This is a genomic window from Silvania hatchlandensis (genome assembly GCF_025564065.1).
Classification (GTDB): Bacteria; Pseudomonadota; Gammaproteobacteria; order Enterobacterales; family Enterobacteriaceae; genus Enterobacter; species Enterobacter hatchlandensis.
Genome location: NZ_JAMGZK010000051.1, coordinates 82,230 through 108,778 on the forward strand (window position 1 = coordinate 82,230; position 26,549 = coordinate 108,778).

Annotated in this window: 23 protein-coding genes; 10 read left to right on the forward strand and 13 right to left on the reverse strand. The window is 58.9% G+C overall.

Annotated features, from left to right (window positions below):
• Positions 1–8: 8 nt before the first annotated feature.
• The 4 genes from M8014_RS14785 (at position 9) to yjiA (ending at position 4,941) form a co-directional block, all read left to right on the forward strand.
• On the forward strand, positions 9–1,280 hold the full coding sequence (locus tag M8014_RS14785) for a capsule biosynthesis protein (RefSeq protein WP_271283168.1): 1,272 nt from the start codon (positions 9–11) through the stop codon (positions 1,278–1,280).
• 186 nt (positions 1,281–1,466) lie between these two features.
• The gene (locus tag M8014_RS14790; protein ID WP_271283169.1) at positions 1,467–3,620 is read left to right on the forward strand and encodes a carbon starvation CstA family protein; all 2,154 of its coding nucleotides are present in this window, start codon (positions 1,467–1,469) and stop codon (positions 3,618–3,620) included.
• A gap of 153 nt (positions 3,621–3,773) precedes the next feature.
• A complete protein-coding gene (locus M8014_RS14795) occupies positions 3,774–3,977 on the forward strand; it encodes a YbdD/YjiX family protein (RefSeq protein ID WP_038155920.1) in 204 nt (67 codons plus the stop codon).
• Between the two features lie 10 nt (positions 3,978–3,987).
• On the forward strand, positions 3,988–4,941 hold the full coding sequence (gene yjiA, locus M8014_RS14800) for a GTPase (RefSeq protein WP_271283170.1): 954 nt from the start codon (positions 3,988–3,990) through the stop codon (positions 4,939–4,941).
• A gap of 62 nt (positions 4,942–5,003) precedes the next feature.
• Here yjiA and M8014_RS14805 read toward each other — a convergent pair whose 3' ends face one another.
• Positions 5,004–6,374, reverse strand: a complete 1,371-nt coding sequence (locus tag M8014_RS14805; RefSeq protein ID WP_271283171.1) for an NAD-dependent succinate-semialdehyde dehydrogenase — start codon at positions 6,372–6,374, stop codon at positions 5,004–5,006.
• Between the two features lie 155 nt (positions 6,375–6,529).
• Between M8014_RS14805 and M8014_RS14810 the strand changes: the two genes are divergently transcribed.
• Positions 6,530–7,273: an AraC family transcriptional regulator gene (locus M8014_RS14810; protein WP_271283172.1), complete on the forward strand. Its 744-nt coding sequence runs from the start codon at positions 6,530–6,532 to the stop codon at positions 7,271–7,273.
• Between the two features lie 47 nt (positions 7,274–7,320).
• The gene (locus tag M8014_RS14815; RefSeq protein ID WP_271283173.1) at positions 7,321–7,965 is read left to right on the forward strand and encodes a LysE family translocator; all 645 of its coding nucleotides are present in this window, start codon (positions 7,321–7,323) and stop codon (positions 7,963–7,965) included.
• A gap of 85 nt (positions 7,966–8,050) precedes the next feature.
• Here M8014_RS14815 and M8014_RS14820 read toward each other — a convergent pair whose 3' ends face one another.
• Both M8014_RS14820 and M8014_RS14825 read right to left on the reverse strand, forming a co-directional pair.
• Positions 8,051–8,353, reverse strand: a complete 303-nt coding sequence (locus M8014_RS14820) for a BrnA antitoxin family protein (RefSeq protein ID WP_271283174.1) — start codon at positions 8,351–8,353, stop codon at positions 8,051–8,053.
• Positions 8,340–8,627, reverse strand: coding sequence for a BrnT family toxin (locus M8014_RS14825; RefSeq protein ID WP_271283175.1), 288 nt, complete (start codon positions 8,625–8,627; stop codon positions 8,340–8,342). The genes M8014_RS14820 and M8014_RS14825 overlap by 14 nt, the downstream gene beginning before the upstream one ends.
• 178 nt (positions 8,628–8,805) lie before the next feature.
• Between M8014_RS14825 and M8014_RS14830 the strand changes: the two genes are divergently transcribed.
• Entirely contained in the window at positions 8,806–10,077 is a 1,272-nt protein-coding gene (locus M8014_RS14830) for a DUF445 domain-containing protein (RefSeq protein WP_271283176.1), read from the forward strand.
• Positions 10,078–10,106: 29 nt separating this feature from the next.
• On the opposite strand, the gene M8014_RS14835 is transcribed toward M8014_RS14830, so the two are convergent.
• The 8 genes from M8014_RS14835 to M8014_RS14870 form a co-directional block, all read right to left on the reverse strand.
• On the reverse strand, positions 10,107–11,732 hold the full coding sequence (locus M8014_RS14835) for an alpha-glucoside-specific PTS transporter subunit IIBC (RefSeq protein WP_271283177.1): 1,626 nt from the start codon (positions 11,730–11,732) through the stop codon (positions 10,107–10,109).
• Positions 11,733–11,772: 40 nt separating this feature from the next.
• Positions 11,773–12,855: a beta-galactosidase BglB gene (bglB, locus tag M8014_RS14840; RefSeq protein ID WP_271283178.1), complete on the reverse strand. Its 1,083-nt coding sequence runs from the start codon at positions 12,853–12,855 to the stop codon at positions 11,773–11,775.
• Positions 12,852–15,299 carry a hypothetical protein gene (locus M8014_RS14845; protein WP_271283179.1) on the reverse strand — a complete coding sequence of 816 codons (2,448 nt, stop codon included), beginning with the start codon at positions 15,297–15,299 and terminating at the stop codon, positions 12,852–12,854. The genes bglB and M8014_RS14845 overlap by 4 nt, the downstream gene beginning before the upstream one ends.
• Positions 15,300–15,559: 260 nt before the next feature.
• A complete protein-coding gene (locus M8014_RS14850) occupies positions 15,560–17,233 on the reverse strand; it encodes a hypothetical protein (protein ID WP_271283180.1) in 1,674 nt (557 codons plus the stop codon).
• 70 nt (positions 17,234–17,303) lie between these two features.
• A complete protein-coding gene (locus tag M8014_RS14855) occupies positions 17,304–18,371 on the reverse strand; it encodes a DUF2955 domain-containing protein (protein WP_271283181.1) in 1,068 nt (355 codons plus the stop codon).
• A 2-nt stretch (positions 18,372–18,373) separates the two neighbouring features.
• Entirely contained in the window at positions 18,374–19,441 is a 1,068-nt protein-coding gene (locus tag M8014_RS14860; RefSeq protein WP_271283339.1) for an HlyD family secretion protein, read from the reverse strand.
• Positions 19,441–19,911 (reverse strand): MarR family winged helix-turn-helix transcriptional regulator, encoded by a 471-nt coding sequence (locus M8014_RS14865; RefSeq protein WP_271283182.1) that lies wholly within the window; start codon positions 19,909–19,911, stop codon positions 19,441–19,443. The genes M8014_RS14860 and M8014_RS14865 overlap by 1 nt, the downstream gene beginning before the upstream one ends.
• Positions 19,912–20,064: 153 nt before the next feature.
• Positions 20,065–20,544 (reverse strand): carboxymuconolactone decarboxylase family protein, encoded by a 480-nt coding sequence (locus M8014_RS14870; RefSeq protein WP_271283183.1) that lies wholly within the window; start codon positions 20,542–20,544, stop codon positions 20,065–20,067.
• Positions 20,545–20,644: 100 nt separating this feature from the next.
• On the opposite strand from M8014_RS14870, the gene pdxR reads away from it, so the two are divergent.
• Positions 20,645–22,036, forward strand: coding sequence for a MocR-like pyridoxine biosynthesis transcription factor PdxR (gene pdxR, locus M8014_RS14875; protein ID WP_271283184.1), 1,392 nt, complete (start codon positions 20,645–20,647; stop codon positions 22,034–22,036).
• Between the two features lie 80 nt (positions 22,037–22,116).
• Positions 22,117–22,542, forward strand: a complete 426-nt coding sequence (gene nudI, locus M8014_RS14880; RefSeq protein ID WP_271283185.1) for a nucleoside triphosphatase NudI — start codon at positions 22,117–22,119, stop codon at positions 22,540–22,542.
• 56 nt (positions 22,543–22,598) lie between these two features.
• Here the strand turns inward: nudI and M8014_RS14885 are convergent, their stop codons facing one another.
• Positions 22,599–22,760, reverse strand: coding sequence for a DUF1127 domain-containing protein (locus M8014_RS14885; protein WP_271268033.1), 162 nt, complete (start codon positions 22,758–22,760; stop codon positions 22,599–22,601).
• 176 nt (positions 22,761–22,936) lie between these two features.
• On the opposite strand from M8014_RS14885, the gene M8014_RS14890 reads away from it, so the two are divergent.
• Positions 22,937–24,352, forward strand: coding sequence for an aminotransferase-like domain-containing protein (locus M8014_RS14890; protein ID WP_271283186.1), 1,416 nt, complete (start codon positions 22,937–22,939; stop codon positions 24,350–24,352).
• Between the two features lie 61 nt (positions 24,353–24,413).
• Here the strand turns inward: M8014_RS14890 and foxA are convergent, their stop codons facing one another.
• Positions 24,414–26,522, reverse strand: a complete 2,109-nt coding sequence (foxA, locus tag M8014_RS14895; protein ID WP_271283187.1) for a ferrioxamine B receptor FoxA — start codon at positions 26,520–26,522, stop codon at positions 24,414–24,416.
• Positions 26,523–26,549 lie beyond the last annotated feature (27 nt).

A 26,549-nucleotide genomic window follows, 5' to 3' on the forward strand; every position in this document is an offset into this window, starting at 1 on the left:
GAAACACAATGGACGAGCAAGCTATCCGCCACTTATTGAATGGCCGTCGATATCTGTTATTACAAGGACCTATGGGCCCCTGTTTTTCACGTCTGGCTGCCTGGCTGCAGAACAGCCGTCGCGAGGTCAAGCAGGTCTGCTTTAATGCCGGGGACTCATGGTATGCCGCGAAAGAGACCGCGCTGCACTACACCGGCTCCGTGAAGAATTTTGCCTTCTGGCTGCGCGAATTACACAAAACCTACCCCTTCGACACCATCGTCTGTTTTGGTGACTGCCGTCCAATGCACATCGAAGCGAAAAAGTGGGCGCGCAGCAAAGCCATCGATTTCCTTGCGTTTGAGGAGGGCTATTTCCGCCCGTTCTACATCACCCTGGAAAAAGGGGGCGTGAACGCCTTCTCCTCGATGCCCATCGATGCGAAGTACTATCGCGAACAGCCGCTGCCCGAGGTGAAAACGCCGACGCCATGGAAACCGAGCTCCTTTAACCGTGCCGCCCATGCCATGCTCTACTATGCGGCGGGCTGGTTTGGTCGCCATCGCTACCGGGGCTACCGCCACCATAAGTCGTTCTCCCCGTGGTACGAGATGCAATGCTGGTTCCGTGCCGGTCGCCGTAAGCTGTGGTACCGCTGGCAGCAGCGCCATATGCTGAGCCATATCACCGGCACGCTGGATAACCAATATTACCTGGCGATTTTGCAGGTCTACAACGACAGCCAGATTATTCACCACAGCCCGTACAAAGACGTGCGTGAATATATCGAAACCGTGATCCGCTCATTTGCCCGCCATGCGCCGAAAGAGCGGCACCTGGTGTTTAAGCATCACCCGATGGATCGTGGTCACCGCTATTACGGCACCTTAATTAACACCCTGACCGAGAAATACGGCATTACGGGGCGGGTTATTTATGTGCACGATGTTAACCTGCCCGCGCTGCTGACCCATACCCGGGCGGTGATTACCGTAAACAGCACCGCAGGCCTGTCGGCGCTGATCCACAACAAGCCGCTGATGGTGATGGGCAAAGCGCTGTACGACATCGAAGGGCTCACCTGGCAGGGGCCGTTAACCCAGTTCTGGCAGACTGACTTCACCCCGGATAAAAAACTGTTCCAGCGTTTTCGCGCTCACCTGCTGCACGACACCCAGATCAATGCCGTGTTTTACGGTAAGTCCGACTGGCTCGATACCCCTTACACCCTGTCAACGCCGGAAACCGTGGTCGAACAGGAGCCGCAGCCCGCCCCTGAGACCGTGACCTCAATCACATAAAATCCCCTGATGGCGGCGAGCCTGAACCACTCGCCGTCGCTGTTGACCGTTCATCCCGCCATATAACCTCTCACAGATTTACCTTCCTTTACGCGCGCGCCACTCTGGCAAGATCGCCTCAGCATTAATCAACATCTCTCACAGCGAACCCTGACCCTTTTACCCGTTAAAAAACCAGGTTTTATTATGGATATGAAAAAACTGCTTAAACATGCTCCCTGGGCCCTTATAGGGATCCTCGGCGCATTTTGCCTCTCGGTCGTGGCCCTGCGCCGCGGTGAGCACGTCAGTGCCCTGTGGATCGTCGTGGCTTCCGTATCGGTTTATCTGGTGGCGTACCGCTACTACAGTCTCTATATCGCCCAGAAGGTCATGAAGCTTGACCCGACGCGCGCCACCCCGGCGGTCATTAACAATGACGGCCTGAACTACGTTCCGACCAACCGCTACGTGCTGTTTGGTCACCACTTTGCGGCAATTGCCGGGGCTGGCCCGTTGGTGGGACCGGTGCTGGCGGCGCAGATGGGCTACCTGCCGGGTACCCTGTGGCTGCTCGCAGGCGTGGTGCTGGCGGGTGCGGTGCAGGACTTTATGGTGCTGTTTATCTCTTCCCGTCGTAACGGCGCCTCTCTGGGTGAGATGATCAAAGAAGAGATGGGCCGCGTGCCGGGCACCATCGCCCTGTTTGGCTGCTTCCTGATCATGATCATCATCCTTGCGGTGCTGGCCCTGATCGTGGTGAAAGCGCTGGCTGAAAGTCCGTGGGGCGTGTTCACTGTCTGCTCGACGGTGCCGATTGCGCTGTTTATGGGCATCTATATGCGCTTCCTGCGGCCGGGCCGCGTGGGCGAAGTGTCGGTGATTGGTATCGTGCTGCTGGTGGCCTCCATTTACTTTGGCGGCATCATCGCCCACGACCCGTACTGGGGCCCGGCGCTGACCTTCAAAGACACCACCATCACCTTTGCGCTGATTGGCTATGCCTTTATCTCTGCCCTGCTGCCGGTGTGGCTGATTCTGGCCCCGCGTGATTACCTGGCGACCTTCCTGAAAATCGGCGTGATCGTCGGTCTGGCGATCGGCATCGTGATCATCAACCCGGAACTGAAAATGCCTGCGGTCACGCAGTACATTGACGGCACCGGACCGCTGTGGAAAGGCGCGATGTTCCCGTTCCTGTTCATCACCATCGCCTGTGGCGCGGTGTCTGGCTTCCATGCCCTGATCGCCTCCGGCACCACGCCGAAGCTGATGGCCAACGAAACCGACGCCCGCTTCATTGGTTATGGCGCGATGCTGATGGAATCCTTCGTGGCGATCATGGCCCTGGTAGCAGCGTCCATCATCGAGCCGGGTCTGTACTTCGCAATGAACACCCCGCCAGCAGGACTGGGCATTACTATGCCGAACCTGCACGAAATGGGTGGCGACAATGCGGCGCTGATCATGGCGCAGCTGAAAGACGTCAGCACCCACGCGGCAGCGACCGTCAGCTCCTGGGGCTTTGTGATCTCACCTGAGCAGATCATGCAGACCGCCAAAGACATCGGCGAACCCTCGGTTCTGAACCGTGCCGGTGGCGCACCGACCCTCGCGGTAGGTATCGCCCACGTGTTCCACAAAGTGCTGCCGATGGCCGACATGGGCTTCTGGTATCACTTCGGGATCCTGTTCGAAGCGCTGTTCATCCTGACCGCACTGGATGCCGGTACCCGCGCAGGTCGCTTTATGCTGCAGGATCTGCTGGGTAACTTCGTGCCGTTCCTGAAAAAAACCGATTCACTGGTCGCCGGGATTCTGGGCACCGCGGGCTGCGTTGGGCTGTGGGGCTACCTGCTGTATCAGGGCGTGGTTGACCCGCTGGGCGGCGTGAAGAGCCTGTGGCCGCTGTTCGGTATCTCTAACCAGATGCTGGCGGCTGTGGCGCTGGTGCTCGGCACCGTGGTGCTGATTAAGATGAAACGCACCAAATACATCTGGGTGACCGTGGTGCCTGCTCTGTGGCTGCTGCTCTGCACCACCTGGGCGTTGGGTCTGAAGCTGTTCAGCACCAACCCGCAGCTGGAAGGGTTCTTCTATATGGCGAGCCAGTACAAAGCGAAGATTGCCGCAGACACGGGTGAACTGACCGCGCAGCAGATTGCCAACATGAACCATATCGTGGTGAACAACTACACCAACGCCGCGTTAAGCATTCTGTTCCTGGTGGTGGTGTACAGCATCATCTTCTACGGGGTCAAAACCTGGATCGCCGTGCGTAATGCCGACGGTCGTACCGATAACGAAACGCCATACGTTCCGGTACCGGAAGGCGGCGTGAAGACCTCTTCACACCATTAATCCTACCCCTCACCCTAACCCTCTCCCCAAAGGGGAGAGGGGACCGTACAGCGCGGTCTTTCCCCCTCGCCCCTTTGGGGAGAGGGCCGGGGTGAGGGGAAACACAAGCCCGGCGGACTGACGTTCCCGGGCTTTTTATATCTGGATGACATAATGTTTGGTAACTTAGGCGAAGCAAAAAAATACCTCGGTCAGGCGGCGAAAATGCTGATTGGCATTCCGGACTATGACAACTACGTTGAACATATGAAGACCAACCATCCGGATAAGCCGTACATGACCTACAGCGAATTCTTCCGCGAGCGCCAGGAAGCGCGCTACGGCGGAAGTGGAGAAGGCGGCGTGCGCTGCTGCTAAAGGAGAGACCATGACACCGATTGCAGTTACCCTACTTACCGGCTTTCTTGGCGCGGGCAAAACCACCCTGCTGCGCCATATCCTCAACGAACAGCACGGCTTTAAAATCGCAGTCATCGAGAACGAGTTCGGTGAAGTGTCCGTTGACGATCAGCTGATTGGCGATCGCGCCACCCAGATCAAAACGCTGACCAACGGCTGCATCTGCTGCACCCGCTCCAGCGAGCTGGAAGACGCCCTGCTCGACCTGCTCGACAGCCGCGATCGCGGCGATATCGCCTTCGACCGCCTGATAATCGAATGCACCGGTATGGCCGACCCCGGCCCGATTATTCAGACCTTTTTCTCCCACGAGATCCTCTGCCAGCGCTACCTGCTGGACGGGGTGATCGCCCTGGTCGACGCGGTTCACGCCGACGAGCAGATGAACCAGTTCACCCTCGCCCAGTCGCAAATTGGCTACGCCGATCGCATTCTGCTGACCAAAACCGATGTGGCGGGCGATAGCGAAAAGCTGCGCGAACGCCTGACGCGGATCAACGCCCGCGCGCCGATATACACCGTCACGCACGGCGATATCGACCTGGCGCAGCTGTTTAACACCAACGGCTTTATGCTGGAAGAGAACGTCACCGCGAAACCGCGCTTTCACTTTATGGCCGACAAGCAAAACGACGTCTCGTCGATTGTGGTCGAGCTGGATTATCCGGTGGACATCAGCGACGTGTCGCGCGTGATGGAGAACCTGCTGCTGTCGTTTGCCGACAAACTGCTGCGCTACAAAGGAATGCTGTGGATCGATGGCGAGCCGAACCGCCTGCTGTTCCAGGGCGTGCAGCGCCTGTACAGCGCCGACTGGGACCGCCCGTGGGGCGACGAAACGCCGCACAGCGTGATGGTGTTTATCGGTATCCAGCTGCCCGAAGAGGAGATCAGGGCGGGGTTTGCGGGGTTACGTAAATAAGCCCGCGGACGGTTCCCTCTCCCGCTGGGAGAGGGTTAGGGTGAGGGCATCAGGCCGCATAATTAGCGGCGGATCACCACCAGCTTCTGGTTCACAAACTCTTTGATCCCCAGGTCGGACAGCTCGCGTCCGTAGCCGGAGCGCTTGACGCCACCGAACGGCAGCTCGGCTGCGGTATCGGTCAGCCAGTTGATCCACACCATCCCGGTTTCGATGTTCGACGCCATCTTTTTGGCGCGTTCAATATCTTTGCTGAACACCGCGCCGCCCAGACCGTAGTGCGAGTCGTTGGCCAGTTTCACCGCCTCTTCATCGTTTTTCACCACGTAGACCTGCGCCACCGGGCCGAAGAACTCTTCGAAATACGCCGGGTTTTCGCGGGTGATGTTGGTCAAAATCGTCGGCTCAAAGAAGCTGCCCTCACGCGCGACCGGCTTGCCGCCGTAATGCAGCGTCGCCCCGTTTTTCACCGCCTCGTTAACCTGTTTGGTCAGGGTCTCCAGCGCGTCTTTCGATGACAGCGGCCCCAATGTGGTGCTCGCATCCAGCGGATCGCCGATCTTCACCTGTTTGAAGGCCTCGGTATACTTCGTCAGGAACTGCTCAGCCACTTTTTCATGCACGATAAAACGCTTAGCGGCGGTACAGACCTGCCCGGCGTTGGCGAGCCGCGCATTGACGCCGATTTTTACGGCCTTCTCCAGATCCGCATCGTCCAGTACCACGAACACATCGTTACCGCCCAGTTCGAGGGTCGATTTTTTGATGTGCTTCGCGGCCTGCGCGGCCACCACGCTACCGGCTTTCTCAGATCCGGTCAGGGCGGCACCCTGCACGCGCGGGTCGGCGATGATCCTGGCCACCTGATCCTGAGAGATAAACAGGTTGGTCCATGCCCCTTCCGGCGCACCGGCTTCGCGCACCAGATGGGCGAAAGTCTCTGCACAGTGCGGCACGATGCTGGCATGTTTAGCGAGAACCGGGTTACCCGCCGCCAGGTTCGGAGCCAGCACGCGCATCAGCTGATAATAGGGGAAGTTCCACGGCTCAACCGCCATCACCACGCCGATGGGATGATGCTCGACCCAGGCTTCGCCGAGTTCGGAGGGGTATTTTACCGGGGCAAGGTGCTGCTTCGCGTTATCGGCATAGTAGCGAGCGATCTGCGCACAGAGTTTCACTTCGGCACGGCTCTGCTCGATGAGTTTCCCCATCTCCACGCTGGCAATTTTCGCCAATTCTTCGCTACGGGAGTCAATCAGATCCGCCAGCTTGTGCAGCACCGGCAGCCGTTTGTCGATGCTGCCTTTCGCCCAGTCGGAGTGATAGAGCGCATCGGCTGTTTTCAGCGCCGCCTCGACATCAGCATCAGTATGAGAAGGATATTCTTTGATGAGTTTGTTGTTAGCAGGATTCACTGTCTGATAGGCCATTACTGCCTCCTTTTTGACTACACAGGCTATTAAGGGTAGTCAACATGGCCGGGTATGAAGGTAAAGTTGGGTATACAGGCTGTAGTGAGGACCACTATCAGACTTTTCCGCCGCCCCATGCTATAAGCACCTGTCCCCTCGCACAGGTAGCCACCATGAACCAGACGCGCCACGTCAATCAGACCTTCCTCCGCAAGCCTGGCCTTGAGCTGCGCAGTACATGGCAAAGCACCCAGGCGTACAAACGCCACAGCCATACGCAGCTTTCCATTGGCGCCATCCTGGAGGGGCAAACCTGCTGCACCTGCAACGGCGAGCCGTTCACCCTTTATCCTGGCGATCTGATTATCATCCCCGCGCATCTGCCGCACAGCTGTAACCCCATTGCCGGACAACCCCGCAGCTACCATATGCTGTATCTGGAGACTGACCTTCAGCCCGCTCTGCAGGTGATCCGCAATGAGGCGCTGTTCCGCCAGTATCTGACGGTCGTTGAGACGCTGTCGCCCGAGGCGATCGGTGCCCTGCTGTCCGGGCTGGCAGCAAATAGCGCCCCGCCTGATGCCCTTCGTCCCTCCAGCCTTGCCCTGTTGCAAACGTTACGCCACAGCCTGCAGGAACCGCCTTCTCTGGACGTTTTAGCCCGGCGTTTTTCGCTGCGCAAAGAGACGTTAATCAGAACCTTTAAACAGGATACCGGCCTGACGCCGGGCACCTTTCTGGCCATCTCCAGAGTAGAGTTCGCCAAAGCGCGCCTGCGTGCCGGGGATCTCATCGCCGACGTCAGTTACCAGAGCGGCTTTGCCGATCAGAGCCATTTCCATAAAACCTTTGTCAGCTACACGGCCGCTACTCCTCGCCAGTACGCCACCGGGCGATCAATATCCGACAATAATTAGCGCTCGCGTTGGCGTAGCCTGACCTCAGTTTTGCTGATGAGGTCACTATGGAACTGTTTACCACTCTCTTCCCGCCCGCTTTTTTGGCCCTCGCGCTGGCGCATTTTGTCGCCCTGCTCAGCCCCGGCCCGGATTTCTTTTTGCTGATGGGCTTCGCTGCCCGCCACCGCCTGCGCGGCAGCGCCGGGCTGTGCGTGGGGATCGCCGCGGGCAACGGATTCTACATTCTGCTGGTGATAGTGGGCTGGAGCGCGCTGCGCCAGTTCACACTGCTGTTCAGTGCTATTGAGTTGCTGGGCGCGTTGTACCTGCTGTGGATCGGCTGGCAACTGGTGCAAAGCCGGCCCACCACGCTCGCCGTTGAGCGCGCAGAAGCTGCCTGCCCCTCCTGGCGCAGGCAGCTCCTGCTCGGCCTGGGTTCAGCAGTGTTAAATCCGAAAAACGCCCTGTTCTATCTGGCGCTGATGACCGCCCTGCTCGGCCCGGACGTCACGCTTCTTCAGCAGTCGGTAAGTGGGATCTGGATGGTGATGGTGGTGCTGGTATGGGATCTGGCGGTGGTGTCGTTTATTACCTTGCCCGCTGTGCAACAGCGCCTGAAATATAGCGTGTGGAAAATCGAACGCGCGGCAGGGGCTGTGCTGCTGATGTTTGGCGGCGGGATCTTATGGCGATTTTTAGCGCCACTCTAAGCGCAAAGGAAACGCCTGATGGCGCTGCGCTTATCAGGCCGGGGAATACAATCCGTAGCCCCGGTAAGCGCAGCGCCACCGGGAGTTAATTCTTGTTTTGATCGCGAAGCATCGCTTCGCGCAGGATGGCGTTAAGCCTGGTCTGATAGCCCTTTCCTGGCCTCTTCAGCCACTCCATGACATCAGCATCAATACGCACTGAGGCCTGCGTTTTTAAAGGGCGATAAAATTTGCCGCGCACCGCCTCGGACCAGGTTTCATCCATCGTTGCAGGGATATCGCTATAGTCGATGTCCTCATCCGGTTTATTTGCCAGCGCCTTGAGTTCTGCCTCACGTCTGGCGCTCATGACGGGTGCGTCGCCACGTTTATGTTTAACCACGCTCATAACGAATCCTCTCTCTTCTGTCTGCCTTACGTGCGCTGATGATGCGAATCACTTCATAGCCACTTTCAAAACGAATCGTGTGTGCAACCAAAATCACAGCGACGCCGCCCACAAGCCCGATACTTTGCCAGCGAAACTCACCGTTTTCGTATCGCTCCTGCAGGGATAAATGGTGAGGATCGTCAAAAATTAACACCGCATCCTCAAAGCGAACCCCGTGCTTTTGCAGATTACTTTTGGCCTTCCTGGTATCCCACTCAAACTCCGTTAGCATAGTGCACCCTCCCTGGATTGTATATACAAAAAAGAATATACAAATGCAGTGCAATACACACGCTACCCGCTGTAATTTCAATCAAAAATGGAATGCGGCTTCAGGAATAATCCACCTCTCGATGACACCCATACCTTATTTTTGCTTTTTCAACACACCTCCCTCTATCCTTAACCCTATGGAAAAACTCGCTGAACTCAAACGCGCCAAGCTGTTAGCGCTGTCGTTACTGCTGATTGCCGTCGCGACCTTTATCGTCACCCTCTTTTTGCCGCAAACCTTCTGGGTGCGTGGCGTGAAGGCCATTGCCGAGGCGGCGATGGTCGGTGCGCTGGCGGACTGGTTCGCCGTTGTCGCCCTGTTTCGCCGGGTGCCGATCCCGTTTATCTCGCGCCATACGGCGATTATTCCGCGTAATAAAGACCGGATTGGCGACAATCTTGGCCAGTTCGTGCAGGAGAAGTTTCTCGATACCCAGTCGCTGGTCACGCTGATCCGCCGCCACGAACCGGCGCAGATGATCGGGACCTGGTTTAGCCAGCCGGAAAACGCCCAGCGCGTCGGGCAGCATCTGATCCAGGTGATGAGCGGTTTTCTGGAGCTCACCGACGACGGGCGCATTCAGCAGCTGCTCAAGCGCGCGGTGCATAAGGCGATTGATAAGGTCGATCTCAGCCAAACCAGCGCGGTCATGCTGGAGAGCATGACCAAAAATAACCGCCATCAGGTGCTGCTGGATGCGATCATCAACCGGCTGATCGACCTGATCCAGCGCGACAGCACCCGGGATTTTATCGCCGCGCAGATCGTCCACTGGCTGAAGACCGAGCACCCGAACAAATCAAAAATCCTACCGACCGAATGGCTGGGGGATCAAAGCGCCGAGCTGGTGTCGGACGCCGTGAACACCCTGCTGGATGACATCAGCCACGACCGTACTCACCAGATCCGTCAGGCGTTCGATCGCGCGGTAATGAAGTTTATCGACAACCTGAAAAACGATCCGCAGACCGCCGAAAAAGCGGAAAACATTAAACACTACCTGAAAAATGACGAGGCCTTTAACCGCTATCTGGGCGAGATGTGGACCGATCTGCGCCAGTGGCTGAAGACGGATATGCAGAGCGACGACTCGCGGGTGAAGCAGCGCCTTGCCAATGCCGGGCTGTGGTTCGGCGAAACGCTGATTGCCGACGCCAGCCTGCGCGCCTCGTTCAACGAGCACCTGGAACAGGCGGCGCACCGCGTGGCACCGGAGTTTGCCGCCTTCCTCACCCGCCACATTAGCGACACGGTAAAAGGCTGGGATGCGAAGGACATGTCCCAGCAAATTGAGCTGAACATCGGCAAGGATCTGCAGTTTATCCGCGTCAATGGCACGCTGGTGGGCGGCACCATCGGGCTGATTCTGTTCCTGCTGTCGCAACTCCCTGCCTTCCTGCAGGCATAAAAAAACGGGGCATCATGCCCCGTTTTCCGTTAGCCCGCGGGTTGCGGTTCAGGGGCATCGCGCCCACGTTCCCGCTCGCGCATCACCTCGGCTTCGAAGAATTCCTTCACCACCGTCACCGACAGACCAATCACAATCTGCAGGTTATTGCCGCTGCGGATTGTCCCCAGCGCACCGGCAGCTTTTAGCGCCTGATCGTCCAGCACCCGGGACGGATCGTTCACCACCAGCCGCAGACGGGTCTGGCAGTTGCTGATCACATCCACGTTATCCGCACCGCCGACGCAGTTCAGGATGGCGATCGCTTTCTCGCGATCCGGCTGGACGCCCGCCGCTTTTTTATCCCGATAATCCTGCTTCGAATACAGACGCACCTCGGCTTCATCCGGATTGCGCCCCGGGGTCATGATGTTGTAGCGCAGGATCACGAAGCGGAAGACAAAGAAGTTGATCGCCGCAAAGGTCAGACCGATCGCAATGTGGATCCAGATCAGGTTGGCGTGGTTCTGCGCGTAAAACACCCAGTTAAAGAGGATCATGTCGTTCAGGCCGCCGCCCATGAAGCCGACCACCCCCGCCATATATAGCACCATACAGAGTACCGCCCCCACCAGCGCGTTCAGGGCAAACAGCAGCGGTGAAATAAACAGATAGGTAAACTCGATAGGTTCGGTGATCCCCACGGTGACCGCGGTGATGATCGCCGGGAAAATCAGCGCCGCCACTTTACGCTTCTGATCTTTATGCGCGGTGGAGTACATCGCCAGCCCCGCCCCGATGGAGCAGAACACGCAGATATTACCTTCCAGGCTATAGCCGCCCGCCGGGAACTGCTCTTTCAGCGGGATTGGCGAGGCGGCAAACTGCGCCACATGCTCAATCCAGTAGGTGTACAGTCCGCCATCCACCACCGCAGGGCCAAAATAGAACGGGAAGTAGACGAAGCGGTGCAGGCCCGTCGGCACCAGGAAGTGGTTAATGAAGGTGAAAATCCCCATCCCCGGCACGCCCGCGCCAATGTAGAAGGTCTGCATGGCGTTAATGCCCAGCTGCACTTTCGGCCACAGCAGGCAGGTGAGCCACGCCAGCGGCAGCATCAGGAAGAAGGCGATGATAAACACCAGCGCCATCCCCTGGAAGATGGACAGGTAATCGTGCAGTTTCTTCTCGAAGAAGCGGTTGTGGATCCAGGTGACGATCCCCCCCACCAGCAGGGAGAAGACAATGCTGGTATCCAGGGTTTTGATGCCGCCGATCATCGTCAGGCCGCTCTCTTTGCCAATCTCCTGGCTAAAGTCGACGCCGAAATCTGGCCCCCAGAAGGTCAGAATACTGCTGGTGAAGTAGTTAAAGGCTATATAGGCGAAAAAGGCCACCAGCGCCGCGCGCGCCTGGGCCGATCGCGCCAGCCCGATCGGCAATGCCATGCAGAACAGCAGCGGGAAGTTGCGGAATATGGTCCAGCCGCCGGACTTCAGGATGGTCATTACCTTATAAAAGTTAGACTCCGGACTGGCCAGCGATCCCATGATCTCCGGCATGGTCAGAATATTGGTGACGGCCAGCAGCAAACCGGTAAACGGCAGGAAGGCTATTGGCACCGCCATCGCACCGCCAAACGTCTGGAAGGCGCCCATGAGGTTGAGTTTTTTCACTTATTATTATCTCCGCTATCATCGTTCAGAAAGGATCACGTCACTGCGTTGTACCCAGCCAGTTACCCTGCTCCACCTCCAGCAGGAGCAGCATGGTTAACGCCTGAGCGTAAGGAACAGGGGCCATGGCGATATCGCAGTAATACTGAATATCCCAGCCCAGCATGGTGCCGCGCGACGCTTCAAGGACAATGCCCCCGTCGTCGATCCGCGCCAGCACAGCGTCAAACGCCCGCAGCGCATGTGCAGCCACGTCGTCATCAAGAATGCCCATCCGCACGCCACGCAGCATGCCCCAGGCGATCCCCGCCGTGGCAGACGACTCCTGCGGCGAGAGCGGATCGTCGAGCACGGTGTGCCACATGCCGTTGTCGGCCTGACACGCGCACAGGGTGCGAACCTGACGAGCAACCACCTGCGACAGATAGCGGCGGATCCCCGCATCCAGGTGCTCACCCATCAGTTCAATAAACTCAGGAATAGCAACCGTGACCCACGCGTTGCCGCGCGCCCAGAACGCCCCCGCAAAGTGGTGCTTATCCACAAACGTCCAGCCGTGATACCAGAGCCCGCTGGCCGGATCGCTTAAGTAGCGGGTATGCAGCAAGAACTGATATCCCGCCTCATCAATCAGATCCCGGCGCTTAAGCACAATCCCCGCCACGCCGAGGAACAGGCAGGTCATAAACAGGGTGTCATCCCACAGCTGACCGGTGTTAGGCTGCTCTTTCACCACGTGCTGAAAACCGCCCTCTTCGGTTCTGGGCAGGTCTTGCAGCAGCGCGTCGGCCCAGTCGTTGACCGTCGCCAGCAGGTCCGAGCGCTGATGGTGCCCGGCGACCAGCGCCAGAGCGATCATCGGCGCGGTGGTGTTGATCTGAATTTCCGGCAGCCCTTTGGCGATCTGCTGCTCATACCATTCGAGGATCGACTGCTGCAGGGCCGCATCCTGGCGAAACTGCGCATAGCGCCAGAAGCCGTACAACCCCACGCCAATCTCCCACTCCCACTCTTCAAAGTGGATCGCAAATCCGTCGCCTGTGCCGACCTCGTTCAGGTTCTTCAGACGGCAAAAGCCCCGCACCACGCGATCCAGCGTGCTCATTGTCTCTTCCCTGATCATCCCTTCACTCCTGTGTGTTCCACCCGCAGTTCGCCGTCTTTCAGCGCCGGGAACGGGTGGTGGGTCCCGGCCATATCGATTGCCATCTCGTCGCCCGACGCGGCATCTCTCACCCAGGCCTTCTGCCGGGCCGGATCAAGATGGAAGGTCAGCGCCGCGATGCGGGTACAGAAGGCAGCGAAGGCCGCGTCATCGCCCTGCCCGGCGTCGAGATACCACGCCACCTGACGCCCCATCGCCCGGCACTCGCTTCCGGCGGTTAAGCCTTGCGTTATCGCCTGCGGCGGTGCAGTGCAAAGCACCGCCGCAAAGGCGTGACCGGCGCGCACAATCCGCCCGGCCTCCAGAGGAATGACACAGTCGAAAGCTTCAACGGGGAGATGAAGATGGGTCCACGGCAGGGGGTCGCCCGCAATGTCCCACAGCAGCATGGCGCGATTTTCGGCCTGCACCACGCGGGGCATCACGGCGTTTCCGGCCCAGAATGAGGGGCGTTTTTCCCCACCCGGCTCCGCTTCGCCAGGATGGTTAATCCAGATTTTGGCGTCAAAACGCGAGGCAAACTGCAGATCGACCAGGTGCTGTTGATGGCCCGCCTCGCCGGTGTGGTGATCGACGCAGGAGGACAAACTCACCCCTGGCGCTTTCCACACCACGATGTTGCCGCCGCCGCAGCGGTACCAGGCCGACAGCGCCCCGTGGGTGAGATGCGCAGACTGCGCCGCCTGTGCAGGCGGGACGTAATCGCTGGCGCAAAACAGCGGCAGCGACGCACATTTACGGTTATAGCCGCCCTGGCCCCAGGCCACGGTGCCGTAGGCAGACAGCTCGGTCAGACTGCCGGCCAGCAGCTCTTTTTCATACACCCGGCCCATGGTGCCCGCCGCCACGCCGTGCTGATAGTGCAGCGCGCTTTGCAGCATCAGGCGGTCGATCAGCCCGCGCGCCCTCTCGCGGATAACCGCGTCTTCCGCCATCTGATACAGAGCGAACAGGCCGATGTAATCCACCGGGTAATAGGGGGCGGAGTTCCACTCGACAAAGCCGTGAACCTCGATAGCGTCGAACCACTGCATCAGGCGCGCGTGCGCGATGTTCTGCTGCTCACGCCCGCTGCGCCCGGAGGCGATAAAACGCTCCTCCGGGAAAAACTGCCCGGCCAGGTACTGGGCGGTGTGGAAGCACAGGGCGTGGTTTTCACTCCAGAACCACATCACGTCGCAGCCCGGCTCGTCCAGCCAGTAGCGATAGCCCAGCAGGGTTGATTTCACCCGCCGCCACAGGGTCGGCGGGAAATGCTCCCCCTGGTGATAGCGCCAGATCCACAGCAGCGGCACCAGCGAAAAGTCAGAGCAGTCTTCCCGGGCGCTGATGCGTTTCAGGGTGGTTTGCAGTAAGCGCTCGCACGCCGGGCCAGTATCGCCCAGATGCAGCATCGCCAGCAGGCGCCCGGTACGGTCCATGCCGTGCCGGGCGGTATAACGCAACGCTTCCTGCTTGCGCCCGGCCAGCGTATCGGCGCTCGCCTTAACCGGCGCATCCGGCATGACGTTAACGCCCAGGTAACGGGTCAGCGTTATTCCGGCCCGGGTCAGGGTCAGGCGCAGCTGGTAGTGCGCTTCGCCCGTTTCCGGCGGCAACGGCAGCGACAGCGCCGTAGTACCGGCCTCCACCGCGCCAAAATCAAGCTGCAGGGCCGTGAAATTATCGTTGCCCATGCCGTGCAGTTCTCCCCCGCAGACGAGACCGTCCGGCGCAGGTTCATTGCAGCGCACCCGCACGGTATGGTTGAACGCGGCGAGTTCCGGGCGCAGGCCGCCCGCAAACTGGTTCAGGATATTAACCGCCGTCCCGTCAACGTCCGGCAAGGCGACACCCAGCGCAGGCGTATCCAGATAGATCATCTGCAGAGCAAAGAGGGTGTCGCGTTCAAACAGTTCGTCCAGATGGATCAGCAGGCGGTTCTGTCCGGCATTGAGCGGCAGTTTGACCTCGATCGGCTGCATCTGATTGCGGGTAAACGGCGTAAAGCAGACGATCGGCTGGCCCTGATTCCAGATCCGCACCCCGCCGCAGGTGGCAAGCCGAAAGCGAAATTCGCCCGCGTCAGGGGCATAAAGATCGACCGTCAGCCAGCGCTGAACGTGGAAGGCGACGTGGCGAAAGTCAGAGAAAGAGACGGTATCGCTCTCGCCCGTGAAGGTGACGTCATGGCAGGGCAAAGCCTGAAGGGGATCAACGGCACGCCGGGCGTGGGTCTCGCGAAACACCCGACGGCAAAAGGACGCCTCCTTCGGCCCAGCGCCGTTGCGAAAGTGGTAATCGATCGCCGGATCCGTCGCTTCACCGGTATAGAACTCGGCAAACCGCTCCGCTTTTGCCGCTGAAAACAGAAAACGCGTCAGCGCGTCGCCCTGTGATAACTGCCAGTCACCCTGTGACATAGTTTCCTCTTCTTGCGTGGAACTAATACATTGCGGCGATATCATCAGCGGGTTTGATAGATGTGGCGAGTAGCCATTTTTAGGGATAAGTGGGAATTGCCCGGCGACTCACAAACCGCCAGCGCAGGCAGGGTGCGGCGTGACGGGCATCACATTGCGCCTGTTGGGAATCCGTCAGGATGTGACGCAGATCACCTGGCGACTGGCGGGCAAAAAAATAGCGTGAGCGGCATCACGCTATACGGGTCATGCGGAGCGAATTAGCCTTTCAGGGTTTTCAGCTCATCGCTCAGGCTGTCCGCCAGGGCGCGGACGCGCGAGGGATCGAATAACACATGCAGGCCGGGTGAGGCATCCACGTGCTTCGCGCAGTAGTCTTCCATTTCGGCGGCGCTGCGATACAGCTCCTGAATGTTAATCTGGCAAATCTCGCGCATGCTCCAGCTGTTCTCCACTTCCCGGGCAAAACGCAGGGTGAAAAACGCTTTCTGCGCGTGCAGGAAAAGATGGCAGTACAGGGCAAACCCCTGCCACTCCTCGAGCCAGCGCTGGTGCAGGGCATGCGGGAAGTCGGCGGTTCGGGCAAACACCAGCGCCTCTTCGCGCAGGGCCGATGAGGCTTCGCGGGCCTCGTCTTTCTCTTTCGCAATCCGCGACAGGCAGGCGGCAGAGGTCTCTACGTCGCTGGCGTTGAAGAAGATATCCCGCTCGGAACCGGGGAGCCAGTGGGTGCGGTTTAGCTGTCCGTACAGGCTCCATACCGCCTGGCCGTAGCTTTCCGGTACCTGGCTGTGGCGGTGGAACACGTGATCGCGCACGTATATCGCGCTGTACAGCACCTGGCCGGCCTGCTCCAGCAGCGCGCTAAAGCGGGCAAAGACCTCCGGCTCCGGGTGCCAGCCGTAGCATTCATCCAGCCAGTACATCAGCAGCTGCGCCTGGGAAAGGTGCACTCCATCGCTGGCCAGCATCCGGCTGCAGGCCAGCAAATTGCACTCGCTGAGGGTGCCCATGATCCAGTGGTTATCCACCCCTTCCCAGCTGGTTTTGCATACCGCCCCGCGGATCGCCGGATTGCTGCGACACCACAGCAGCCGCCCCTGCAGCTCATCAATGCGCGGGAACGGGAAAATGCCCCAGCCCACCTCTTCGCCCACCAGATCGATATCGGCCCACACTTCACGCTCCTGAACCGCCAGCAGCGCCGGATTGTTCGGGAATGAGGGCCAGAAGCGCTCCGGGGTCAGCTTAATCGAGACGCTGACGCTTTCAGGCAGCGGGCGAATGGCCTCCAGCACGTTGCCCAGATCGTGATTCCCGGCCGGGAACACGCGCAGCACCAGGTGTTTATTCTCGTTTTGCATCGCGCGAGACAGGGCGTTAAAGCAGCGGCTGTAGAGCGTCAGGCTGCGTTCATCCCGGGGGGAGAAACTCATCGCATCGGCGGGGGACAGCTCCCAGTTCGGGCGCGAAATGGGCAGCAGGCCGTCGGTATTGGAAATGGCGATCAGCAGCCCGCTCAGCGCCGGAATGCGCTGGCAAATCAGCGACACCTTGGCGGCAAGATAGCCGCACCAGAAATCGACGTCGAAGCGGACTCCCTGCTCCGGTTCAAACAGGTGCGGGTGCGCCAGCAGCAGGTCGGTCGGGAAGTTAAACTCCTTCGCCTGCAGGTAAAAACGCAGCCCTTTTTGCTGGCACAACGCCCCCAACCGGTTGAGGTAAACGCAACGGGCGCGCTGCTGGCTGGAGAGGCGGTCGTTATAGTGGTGCGGCGTATAGCCTTTGGGCGAAACCAGCATGTCGAACAGTGCGACCTGCCCGACAATCACGGTGTTAAAGTCATGCGCGACGGCGTATTCCACCAGCTCACAGGCCTTGTCCCAGTTCCAGTAAGCCTGATTATTTAACTCCAGCGCCCGCGTCTGCCACATTCCCTTTATCCTTGTCATCGCCCAATTTAACGAGCGACAGTGATATCACAGAATGCAGAAAATGTGTGCGTTACTGTTCGCGAATGACGTAGCGCGTCGGGGCAAAGCAGTTGAGGATCAGGTGCATCACAAACACCAGCGTCAGGGTCGCCACCAGCGCTACCGTCACCGAGACGATGCGGTAGAGATCGCTGAAAATCAGGTCCCCGTCCGGGTGCATATTCTGGCCGAACATGATCCCGATGGTGGTAATACTGGCGAACCCGACCCCGGCTCCGACCTTCTCCATGACGTGCAGCCGGGCGCCAAACGCCAGCCCGAGGCCAATCAGCGGCATCATCAGCAGCATGTGACTGCTGTGATTGTACAGCACCATTTGCACCAGCAGGATGTACAGGCAGCCGATCACCACCCCGACCACGCGCCACAGAGAACTCAGCACCGCCCCGCGATAATGCATCGGAAAGAGGATCAGGATCCCGGCCATCAGCGCCGACAGGGAATCACTGAGATCGCTTATCTGGAACACCACAAAAATCACCGTCGCCACCGTACCGGAGAGCAGCGACTCATGGCGCACGCGGGCGGCGTCTTTCTCCAGCCTCGGCGGGGGCTTGCGCGGCTCCACGTCCGGCAGCAGATAGTGCATCAGCGCGCTCAGGCACACCGCCATCACGCTGGCTTCGATGTTCGAAAACAGCAGCGTGTGCCAGTTAGTGGTGGGGTAACTCATAAAGTTGAGCATCGTGCTCTGGCACACCACCCCCATTGAGCCAAACAGGAACAGCGGCCCCTGGCTCATAAAGCGAAACCGGATCACATACAGGCCGAACACCACCAGGGTCATGATCAGCGGCCACTGCGCCAGATAGCCGATAATAAACACCATTTCGACGCAGTTCAGCGCCGAACTGAACACGAACTGCTTAGCAACGTGGCGATTAAACACCGGCACCAGTGACAGGAGCATGATCGGGTAGATGACAAAAAAGACGCCGTAGCTGGTGTTGTAAAACGTCGACACGCTCAGGGCGATCATCCCGGCAAACACGATACGCAACGTCTGGCGAAAATCGTTAGCCGTATAGACGATATTGCCGTGCGGGGTAAAGACCCGCGCGAGAGTATTAATAGACATGATCAGTACACATAGTGCAGCAGGCTGACGAGGTGGATCTGCATCCCGGAGAAGAACCGGGCAAACGGACCTTCGCTGTTATACAGCTGCACGGTGGCGCGTGCGCCGGTTGGGAGCTGCTTCGGCAGCGGCTCGTCGAGCGCCACGTGTATGCGCATCCGCTGCGCATCCCGCACCCAGCGGTTAGAGCTTTCCGGTTCAGACAGCTCGCCGTTTACTGCCTCCTGCCCCGCCAGAATACCGGCATCGCTGCTGGTGACGTGGGCGCGGAACACGTGTCCCGGGAAGGCATCAAACACCACCGCGGCATCAGTGCCCTGGCGGGTGTGGCGCAGGCTCTTTTCGCGGAAGTCGGCGACGATATCGCTCTGGTTATTCACCAGCGCCAGCGACGCGGTGCCGGAGGTGGCATAAAACCCTGGGCTTAACTGCACGTTGCTGACCGTGCCGTCCGCCTCGGCATACACTTTCGTCCAGCCGAGATTCAGCTCCGCTTCGTCCAGCGCATTGCGGTACTTCTGCAGGGTCACGTTGTGGGTTTCGTCGCGCTGGCCGCGCTCAATGCGCAGCTGGTGGATGTTGGCATCCAGATTCGCCACCGACTGCTCGCTGCTCTGCCAGGTGGTGCGCACTTTATCCAGATCCGCCTGCGAGACGTTCTGCAGGGTGCTCAATTTCTGGTAACGGTCAAAGGTGACTTTATCGTTGCGGGCGGTGAGCTGGGCGGTCTTCAGGCTGGCCTGGGCGGCCGCAATCTGGGCGTCGAGCTGCTGGTTGGAGAGCCGCGCCTGCTCCAGCGCAATCTGCGCCGCTTCGACTTTGTTGCGATACGGCGTCGGGTCGAGCTCAAACAGCAGATCGCCCCTCTTCACCTGGCTGTTGTTGTGCACATGCACCGCCGCCACATAGCCGGACACGCGCGCCGAAACGGGCGTCACCACGCGCATCACCGTGGAGTCCGGCGTCAGGGGGATCCAAATGTCAGCGACGATAAAATAGACAAACATCAGCAGGAAAGAGGCAATACTCACCCTTACCCAGCGGGCAAACTTTTGTTCAGGGGTCATGATTATGGGGTCTTGTTATCTTCTTCGCGGATTGTCCGCAAGTTGCAGGCGATTTGATTCAAGGTGGCGCTGAAAATCTCGAGATGCGCCGGGGCGATATTCTGCGATACGCGCTCCTGGAACGTTTCGATAACCTGGGTCAGCGTTTTCAGCACCGCGTTACCTTCGGGCGTGAGCGTTAACAGCCGGATGCGCTTGTCATAAGGCGATGTGGTGCGCAGCAGATAGCCCTGATTTTCCAGCTGTGCGAGGGTGCGCATCAGCGGCGGCAGTTCAATGCCCTGCACCTCCGCCAGTTCGCTCACCGAGACGTTATCTCCCAGCTGTTTGAGCTGCATCATCACCGTCCAGCTCGACTGGGTTAACCCGGTCTCGAGAATGGCGTCGTCAATCACCGCACGCCACTGGCGCACAATCATTGCCATGCGCATCCCCATTGGGCGACGGCAGAACAGCTCGTTTTCATTATTCATGGGGGAAACCTCGCTTCACACCCTGAGAAGATAATAGTTATCAGGGTAAGTATCAAGAAACAAGGTGGTAAAGAGCAGGAATTGCGAAATGAAGGAAAACACTCGTGGTGCTTTTGTCGCCCGACAGCCTGCGCCGCCGGGCATGGTGCGATGTTACTCCAGGTTCGCCTTGTTCAGACCGTAGGCAGCATCCAGTGAACCTGGGGCCATGCGGGAGGTAATGCCTAAACGGTTCCAGGCGTTGATCGCCACAACCACGAAGTTCAGCTCGGCAATCTCAGTCTCGGAAAAATGTTCCGCCACGCAGCGGTACACTTCATCACTGACCCCTTCGGCGGTGATGTGGGTCAGCGCTTCGGCGAAGGTCAGCGCAGCGCGCTCGCGGGCGCTGAACAGCGGCGACTCACGCCATACCGACAGGTGATAAATACGCAGCTCGCGCTCGCCGGCGATTTTCGCCTCTTTGGCGTGCATATCCAGGCAGAATGTACAGCCGTTCAGCTGGGATACGCGAATGTCGATCAGGTGCTTCAGACCCGGCTCGATGGACGTTTTGCCGATAGCCATACTCAGGTCGGACAGCGATTTAACCAGGGCCGGAGTGATTTTGTGATGGTTTACGCGGGTGCTCATTGTCTTTCCTCTTTGGTGCGTCAGGGATGTTGCGATGGGTGTAAACTACCCGAGTAATGACATAGTAAAAAGACACAAAAACACCTAAACGAGGTAGGACATGAAACCGGGTTATCACGCGATTTATTCCCGCTACCGGGACAACATCACCCGCGGCGTACTGAAACCCGGCGATAAAGTGCCTGCCATTCGCGTGCTGGCGGAAGAGCTGAAGGTGGCGCGCAAAACCGTCGAAACGGCGTATGCCATTCTCACCGGCGAGGGCTATCTGGTGAGCCAGGGGGCGCGCGGCACGCGGGTAAACCCGGATTTAAACCTCTCCGTTATCCAGGCCCCTGCGGCCGATCAGGTTACGGGCCAGCTTCCGCTCACGCTTGCCAGCCAGCGTGAACAGTCGGGCTTTTTGCGCCCCGGTATTCCGGCGCTGGACAGCTTCCCGTATAAGAAGTGGCTGTTGCTGGCGGGTCAGGCGGTGCGCGCCATGCGTCAGGAGGAGATGCTCAACCCACCGGTGATGGGCTGGGCTCCCCTGCGTCAGGCAATTGCCAGCTACCTGAACATCTCGCGCGGGTTGTCGTGTCATGCCGACCAGGTGCTGATCACCAGCGGTTACAGCGGCAGCCTGCGCCTGATCCTCGATACGCTCGCCACCCACAAAGATAAAGTGGTGTTTGAAGATCCGGGCTATTTTATGGGCCAGCAGCTGCTGCGCCGGATCGTGACCCGCCTGCACACCGTGCCGGTGGACCGCGCGGGAATCGACACCGACTATCTGCTGCACCACCACGCCGACGCCCGCTTTGCCATTGTCACCCCGTCGCACCAGAGTCCGCTGGCGGTCACGCTGTCGCTGCCGCGCAGGCAGCAGTTGCTCGACTGGGCCGGACAAAACGAGGCGTGGATCATCGAAGACGACTACGACGGCGAGTTTCACTACACCCGCAAGGTGCTGCCATCGCTGAAAAGCCTCGATCGTCACGATCGGGTGATCTACATGGGGACCTTCAGCAAAACCGTGATGCCGTCGCTGCGCCTGGGCTATGTGGTGATGCCCGCCAGCACCGTGTCGGCATTTACCGACTGCGCCGACATGCTGGCCAGCGGCCAGCCGGTGCTGACGCAGAAGATCCTCACCGCCTTTCTCAACGACGGGCATTTCTTCCGTCATCTGAAAAAGATGCGCGCCCTGTATCAACAGCGACGCGACTGGATGATTGCCGCTCTGCACGCGGTCTACGGGGACCGATTTTTCACCGAGCAAAACGATGGCGGGATGCACATCGTGGCGTTTCTTACCCGGGGCAGCTGCGACCGGGAGATCGCCCACTGCTGGCAACAGCAGCAATTGCAGGTGAACGCGCTATCGGCCTGGTACAGCGGCTCGGGCAAGCGCTACGGCCTGGTGATGGGGTACAACAATGTACGCAGCTATGATGAGGCGGTTGCGCTGCTCACCCGCCCGAAGGCAAAAACCTGCGAGCTTCTTGCCTGACCATCAACAGATTTAGCCTTACAGATATCATGGTGATAGGATTGGCTAACCCAAAAAAGCCAAAAAGCGAAGGAAATAAGATGCGCCAGAGAGTCATCGTGTGCCCTGTAATACAAAATGAAGGCGAGTATTTACTGTGTAAAATGGCTGCCGATCGTGGCGTTTTCCCGGGACAGTGGGCGCTGTCAGGCGGGGGAATGGAACCGGGTGAGTCGATGGAAACTGCGCTCAGGCGCGAAATCCGGGAAGAGCTAGGCGAGGAACTGGACATTACAGAGATTAAGCCATGGGCTTTTCGGGATGACACCCGGATTAAAACCTATCCGGATGGCACCACCGAAGAGATCTACATGATTTATCTTATCTTTGACTGCATCAGCGCTAACCGGGATATAACCTTTAACGAGGAGTTTCAGGCGATCGCCTGGGTGTCGCCTGAGTCGTTAAAAGAGATGGATTTGAACGAAGCGACCCGGATTACGTTTGCCCAGAAAGGGCTCCTTTAGCCGTTCGCCGGGTGGCTGTTGCGCCCTACCCGGCCTACAAAACCCTTCGCGATACCTTACACATCAAATCGTGACAACCCGACATCCTTGAGCTGCTCATCGCTCATGCGGCTCAGAATGCGGCGCGTACGGTTGATGCGATACCACTTTTTCACGGCGCGTCCGGTCCATATAAACAGGGCAAACGGGCGTCTGGCGCGGTTCTCGTTAAATTCCATGATGCTCTCCTCATCGTCTCAATGCGGTTATCATCATGGAAATCGGGGTCGACAATACAGATTCAAAAACAACTTTTGTTTAACATACAGATCCGCTAAAACAGTATCTGAATGCCGTTTATCGCCGGCATCTGTACTGGTTATTCGATCTGTATGGTGAAAACAAAGGATACAGCATGACGCGCTATCAACATCTGGCCAATCTCCTGGCACAACGTATCGAACAAGGGCTGTATCGCAGCGGGGAACGTTTACCCTCGGTGCGTACCCTGAGTCAGGAACATGGCGTCAGTATCAGCACCATCCAGCAGGCCTATCAGATCCTCGAAAACTTACAGCTGATCGTTCCCCAGCCGCGCTCGGGCTATTTTGTCTCTTCGCGCAGGGCGCAGCCGCCCGTTCCGGCAATGACCCGCCCGGTGCAGCGTCCGGTGGAGGTGACCCAGTGGGATGAGGTGATGATGCTCCTCGATGCCCGCGCCGATAAAGAGATGATCTCCTTTGGCGGCGGGTCGCCGGATCTTAACCAGCCGAGCCTGAAACCCCTGTGGCGCGAGATGAGCCGCATCGCCCAGCACAATCCCGGCGAGATGCTGAGCTACGACGTGCTGGAAGGACGGCTTGAACTGCGCGAGCAGATTGCCCGCCTGATGCTGGACGGCGGCTCGACGGTGGCGGCCAATGAGATTGTGATCACCAACGGCTGTCACGGCGCGCTGTCGCTGGCGCTGCTGTCGGTGTGCCAGCCGGGGGATATCGTGGCGGTTGAATCGCCGTCGTTTCACGGCACCATGCAGATGCTGCGCGGGTTTAACATCAAAGCCATTGAAATCCCGACCGATCCGCAAACCGGGATCAGCATCGAAGCGCTGGAGCTGGCACTGGAACAGTGGCCAATTAAAGCCGTGATCCTGGTGCCCAACTGCAATAACCCGCTCGGGTTTATCATGCCGGAAGCGCGGAAACGTCAGGTGCTGGCGCTGGCCCAGCGACACGATATCGTCATCGTCGAGGATGATATTTACGGCGAGCTGGCGGCAGAGTATCCGCGCCCGCGCACCATTCACTCGTTTGATATCGACGGGCGCGTGCTGCTGTGCAGTTCGTTTACCAAAACTGTGGCACCGGGGCTGCGCGTGGGCTGGATTGTGCCGGGGCGCTATTACGACCGGGTGATGCACATGAAATATGCCGCAGGCGGGTTTAACGTGCCGGGCACCCAGATGGCGGTAGCGGCGTTTATCCGCAACGGGCATTACCATCGCCACGTGCGCAGGATGCGCCAGATTTATCAGCTGAATATGGAACGCTACACCTGCTGGGTGCGGCAGTATTTCCCGGTGGAGATTTGCGTCACACGTCCGCAGGGCAGCTTTTTGCTGTGGGTAGAGTTACCGGAGCAGGTGGATATGGTGTGCGTCAGCAAGCAGCTGTGCCAGCTGAAGATTCAGGCGGCGGCCGGATCGCTGTTTTCGGCTTCGGGTAAGTATCGCAACTGTTTACGCATTAACGTCGCTCTACCGCCCAACGAGAAGAATCGCGAGGCGTTGAAGAAGATGGGAGAGGCGATTCATATTGCGATGGAGGAGTAGTGCGGTCTGTTCCCCTCACCCTAACCCTCTCCCCATAGGGGAGAGGGAAATAACATTCACATCAGAACTTCCACGACACGCTGCCGACAATGCTGCGCTCGGCACCAAAGTAGCAGTACGACAGTGAGTTACAGGCCGCCACGTAGCTTTCATCCGTCAGGTTGTTGACGTTCAGCTGGGCACTCACCCCCGTCAGCCCCACCTTCGACAGGTCATAACCCACCGCCAGATCCACCAGCGTATACGACGGTAGCGTGTGGGTGTTCAGACGATCGCTGGTCACGCCGTTGACGTAACGCACGCCGGATCCCACCGTCAGACCGTCGAGCGGACCGGTTTTGACGTCATAGCTCAGCCAGGTGCTGGCCATATTGCGCGGGGCATACACCGCGCGTTTGCCCTGCTCCTCCGGGCTGCTCTTCTTATAGCGGATATCGGTGTAGGTATAGGCCGCCTGCACGCGCAGGCTGTCGGTCAGTTGCCCTACCGCTTCCAGCTCCACCCCTTCAGATTCAATTTCACCGATGGAACGGTACGGATCGGTCGGCTCCTCTTTGGTGGCGATGTTGGTCTGGTTGATGCGGAACACCGAGGCGCTGAACTGGCTGTTCATCCCTTCCGGCTCATACTTCACGCCCGCTTCCCACTGCTTGCCTTCCATCGGATCCAGCAGATCGCCGTTGGCATCGGCAAAGCTGGTCGGGGTAAAGGCGGTGGAGTAGCTGATGTACGGCGCGATCCCGCTGTCGAACAGGTACAACAGCGCCGCGCGGCTGCTGAAGTTGTTCTTATCCAGATCGCTGCGGGAATGATTCAGCTTGTCGATGTTCGAGACGCTCACCTGGTCGTAACGTCCGCCCAGCGTCAGACGCCAGCGGTCCAGCGAGAGCTGATCCTGCAGGTAGTAGCCGGTCTGACGCAGCTTGTGCTTCTCCTGGCTGTACATGGTGATGTAATCCGGCTGCGCGCCGTACACCGGGTTGAAGGCATTGATCGGCGGGAAGCCGCCGTAGTAGCCGGTGGTGTCGTTACTGCGATCCTGATAATCGAGGCCAATCAGCACCCGGTGATTCACCGCCCCGGTGTCGAAGCTGCCGTCGATCTGGTTATCGAGGGTGATGGCGTCCATCTTCTCGTCAGAGCCGGAATAGCCGCGGTTAAGCTCGGTGGCGTTCAGCCAGCCTGCGGCATACACCTGATTCAGCTCCACGTCGGTGTGCAGATAGCGCAGCTTCTGACGCACCGCCCAGCCGCTGTCGAACTGGTGCTCAATGTTGTAGCCGACCATGTTCTCGCGACGATCGTACTTGTCGTAATCGTCCTCGCCTTCGAAGAAGGTGTCAGAGATGCGCTGCCCGTCGTGCGGGACCACCGTGCCGTCGTACGGCAGGCCGGAGTGGCTGCCGCCCTCGGGATCGCGGTGCAGATAGGCCATCAGATCGAGGCGCGTGTTATCGGTGATGCGCCAGGTCAGGCTCGGCATCAGGGCGTAACGCTCCTCTTTCAGGGGATCGAACTGGGAATCCGCATAGCGGGTCATGCCGCTGAGGCGGGCCGCTACGCGGTCGTTATCGTCCAGCGGGCCAGTAAAGTCGAACATTGCCCCGCGCTGCTCGTTATTCCCGGCGAACAGTTTGATTTCACCGCCCGCATCGAACGACGGTTTACGCGAGGTGAGCGCCACAATTCCGCCCGGTGACGAGCGGCCATACAGCACCGAGGCCGGGCCGCGCACCACTTCGATATTGTCGAGGAACCAGGGATCGACCACCAGCGAGCTGTGGGAATTGGTGTCGCCCATCATCTTCAGGCCGTCGAGATAGACGTTGTCCAGACTGCCGTCGGAGAAGCCGCGCAGCACGATGTAGTCAAAGCGGTTAGAGGCGCCAATCTGGTTGCTGTAGACGCCGGGGGTATAGCTCACCGCCTGACGCACGCTGGTGGCACCCTGCTCTTCGAACTGCTCGCGGGTGACAATCGACACCGCCTGCGGGGTCTCGATATCCGGCGTCGCCAGCTTGGTGGCCCCGCTCTGCATCTGCGAGGTGACCACCACGGTCTCCGTTTTCGGCGTATCCTGCGCCAGTACCGGGAAAGCGACGCTCCCGGTAACCCATCCCACCAGCAGTGCCAGCCGCGATTTAGCGAACATGAAAATCTCCAAAGGCATTTCTAATTGTTAATAAGAATTATTACC